The sequence below is a fragment of the Cetobacterium sp. genome, from assembly GCF_977044495.1.
On sequence record NZ_CDRRQU010000003.1, the window covers coordinates 91,873 to 95,563 of the forward strand.

General features: G+C 30.6%; 6 protein-coding genes. All 6 read right to left on the reverse strand.

Features of this window, described 5'->3' with window-relative positions; genetic code table 11:
• Window positions 1-755, reverse strand: a 755-nt coding sequence (locus tag ACWI69_RS01475; RefSeq protein WP_448820092.1) for a type I restriction endonuclease, incomplete at its 3' end; no start/stop codon positions are given.
• Between the two features lie 16 nt (window positions 756-771).
• Entirely contained in the window at window positions 772-909 is a 138-nt protein-coding gene (locus tag ACWI69_RS01480; protein ID WP_448820093.1) for a hypothetical protein, read from the reverse strand.
• A gap of 32 nt (window positions 910-941) precedes the next feature.
• Window positions 942-1,661, reverse strand: a complete 720-nt coding sequence (locus ACWI69_RS01485) for a PDDEXK nuclease domain-containing protein (protein WP_448820094.1) — start codon at window positions 1,659-1,661, stop codon at window positions 942-944.
• A gap of 1 nt (window position 1,662) precedes the next feature.
• Window positions 1,663-2,895 (reverse strand): restriction endonuclease subunit S, encoded by a 1,233-nt coding sequence (locus tag ACWI69_RS01490; protein WP_448820095.1) that lies wholly within the window; start codon window positions 2,893-2,895, stop codon window positions 1,663-1,665.
• Between the two features lie 216 nt (window positions 2,896-3,111).
• A complete protein-coding gene (locus ACWI69_RS01495; RefSeq protein ID WP_448820096.1) occupies window positions 3,112-3,462 on the reverse strand; it encodes a cell filamentation protein in 351 nt (116 codons plus the stop codon).
• A 3-nt stretch (window positions 3,463-3,465) separates the two neighbouring features.
• On the reverse strand, window positions 3,466-3,691 hold a 226-nt coding region (locus ACWI69_RS01500), incomplete at its 5' end, for an N-6 DNA methylase (RefSeq protein ID WP_448820097.1).

The following is a 3,691-nucleotide window of genomic DNA, read 5'->3' on the forward strand; positions in this document are numbered from 1 at the left end:
GTATTTTTTTGAAAAAATGTCGCTGTAAAATCTTTTAAATCTCTAATAAGAGTATTATCAGATTTTGCCCAGTTCATAGTGAAATCAAAGCTATTTTTATCCCTTTTAGTAGTATTCGCAAAGTATTTCGTATCTGTACCATTTGAAATTACACAAATCTGAAGATATTTAAACAGAGAGTTATCTGAGTTAAAGCTCTCTTTAGTGTATCTATTGATTTGGTTAAATGCTTCACGAATAGCAATTCCACGCTTTTTTAACTCCACTTGAATCAGAGGTAATCCATTTACTAGAATTGTGACATCATAGCGATTACTTTGAGTTCCTTTTTGTTCAAACTGTGAAATAACCTGCAACTTATTTCTGGTAATATTTTTCTTATCTACGAGATAGATATTTTGAATATGTCCATCATCAAAAGTGAAATCATAGATATGGTCATCATGAATTTTACGAGTCTTATCTATATGGCTATCACTTGGTTTATCTAAATACTCCTCGCAAAATCTTTTCCATTCAGAATCTTGAAATTGAATATTATTAAGCGTTTCTAACTGTACCCTAATGTTTTTTAACATCTCTTTTGTATTAATAAGCTTAGGTAGATATTCATAGCCTTGATTTTTTAAATCTTGTATAAGTTCCTCTTCCAACTGAGCTTCTGTTTGATAACTTACACCTTGTTGAGCTATTTTGTTGTATCTATCTAAAACTATAAAGTTATTGGTTTCTGTAATTGGTTTATAATTAGTCATAAAATTCCCCTCTGTTTTAGCTATTATATTCAAGTTCTAAGCTTAATTTTTCTCTTTCTAACTCTTCTATCAATTCATCCTCTGTTGAAAAATAAAATTGATATTTAGAAGCAAAGATATTTTTACTATCATCCAATAATGTATATTTTACCATTGAATCATTTTTATCTGAGCAGAGAAGCAATCCTATAGTAGGATTGTCTCCTTATAGTAGTTATCACCTTCTATATTAATTCTTTTTTGTCTGCCTACAAAAGAAAATCCCTTTCCTAGTTCAAGAAGAAAAAGCTGGAGCTTATTCATAAGAGCAGATTCTAAATCACTTTCTATAGATATTGTATAATCTCCTTTTCCCAAAAATTCAAAAACCATAGGACTTTTTATTATATCAGAAGCTATTTCTACTTTTTGTCCCACTGATGAAAGTTCTTTTACTGCAATTGGATCTTTATTCATCTTAATTCTTTCATATAATAGAGAACTTACCTGCCTATCCAGTTCTCTTGAAGACCAGTTATTTTCTATTGTTTCAATCATGTAAAAATTACGAATATCATCATTTTTTAATTTCATTAAAAGTCTATAGTGTGTCCAGCTCAATTCTCCACTCACTGAGTGGAGAATTGGAAACGTTAAATAAAATTGTTTCATATACCAAAGATTTTGCTTTGAATAACCTTTTCCAAACTCTTTTGTTAACTTTTTAGAAATAGATTCAACTACAAATTTTCCATATTCGGCTCGATTTTCTCCTCTTTGTTCTTCTTCAACAATCTCTCTACCAATATTCCAATAACTTTCTATCATAACTGTATTTACAACCTTAAATGCTTTAGCACGACCATTCTCTAAGATACTTTTTACCCTAACATATAGATTTTCTACCAATTCCAACTCATTTTTCATATTATCTCTCCATTATTTTTTCATTTTTTTTGAAAGTAAGTAGCTTATCTCTATAGTATTCATATTGTTTTTGTCGTGCCTCTATCTCTGCTGGTAATCCTGTTTTAATGTCATTTACAAGAGCATCAAATCTATCAAGAATATCTACAATACGCTGTTGCTCTTCAAGAGGAGGAAGAGGGATTAAAATTTTTGATATATCATTAGCTGAAACATCAATAACTTTTGTTCCTTTAGCAAATTTCACTTTTTGTTTTTCAAAGTTTAGTGATTGAGTTATATATACAAAAAATTTACCCAATATTATATTAGATGGTTTGAATATTGTTGCATGTCCTCCAGTTACTGCTTGTTCTGTACCTAAATAAAGAAGAGCCTTTCCTACATCTTTTAAATTTTCACTTGTATTTGTGATTATAACATCTCCATAATTAACTTTTTTTAACTTTTGTGCTGTTTCGTATGAAACAAAAGATTTAGTTTCAACTGTAGAATTTCCATAATAGGTATAAATCTGCCCGTAATGAATTGCAGGAACTCCTGATTCTGTAAAATCTGCTTTAGGAAGTCCATTTCCTCTAACTAATTCTCCTATATCCGAAATTGTTCTCCACTCAACCTCTTCTCCAAAAGTAAGTAAACTATCTCTATAATATTCATACTGCTGTTTTCTCATTGTAAGCTCTGCTGCAAGCTCTGTTGTAAGCTCTGTAAAGGTATCTAAAATACGCACAATTTCCTCTTGTACTGGTAATGGTGGTATAGGAATAACTATTTCTTTAACAATTTGTGCATTTATATTTGTTTGACTTCCTTGTCCCAGAGATTTTATGTATTCATATTTGCTCCATAAAAAATAAAATACATACCTATATAATGCTTGATTAGTGTCTACATCTATATTACAACACGCTTGATTTGTAGTCATTGGAATTTTATTTATTCCAACTTTCCCAACTGTAGCGCCATACATTGCAATAATAACGCAATTCTTGGGAATCCATTTAGCTGACGAATTATCTAAGCCTTGTTGTGTTATTTTAATGCCAGTATCTAATATATCACCAAAATCGATCTCTTGAGTTCTTAACCATGGAATATCTCCTCCATAATAACTATTAATATCTGTTTTTGGAGTTCCACCTGAAGTTATTTTTTTACTTATATCTTTTATTTTTTTATACTCAACTCCATCAGGGCATAGTTCATCTATTAGCTTCTCTAACCTACTCATCTTAGACCTCCTCGGTGTTATATTCACTGTAACCCTCGTAGTAGTAACTTACATCTATACCCTTCATGAATAGATTACGGTCATTGATTTCAGTAGTAAGCGCCTGTTTTAAAAGGTGTTTAATCTCAATATCTTTAACAACACTTCTTTCCATAGTTGATAGATATTCATCTTTATCAACCAAATTCCAATCAATTACTTGCTTGATATTTTCTTTTAGTATAAGGTCAAGCCATATCCGAGTTGTTCTTCCATTCCCTTCACGGATTGGTCAAATGTTGTTTGTGGCATAGTATCTATATATTTTAACGAAGATTCTAGATACATTACTGGCGCAAAGCGAAAATTGCTTTTAGCTATATTAACCGTTCTAATTTTTCCTGCAAAATCATAGATATCTTCAAATAGATATTTATGGATATACTGAAGTCCTTCGAATGTTCCTATTTGTACTCTGTTAATATCTCCAGAGTCAAACAGTTGCTTGGCTTTTTGTTTACTAATTTTCTCTTCCACTTTTGAAAGCTCTATCTGACTAGTAATATTTAGTTTATTGTCTAAAATCATACTTTACTCGACCTCAATCTCTGCAACTATCTTATCTATCTCAATACGAAGTCTATCTATATTGCTTACTGCTGCTTTTATCTTGGCATTCAACTCCTTTATATCTATAATCTCCCTTGTATCTTTTGCTTCTACATATGTATTTACAGAAAGGTTATAGTCCTCTTCAGCTATTTTTGAGTTATCAACAGATTTTGAAACATGGTCAATATCCTCTTTGGTATCAAAT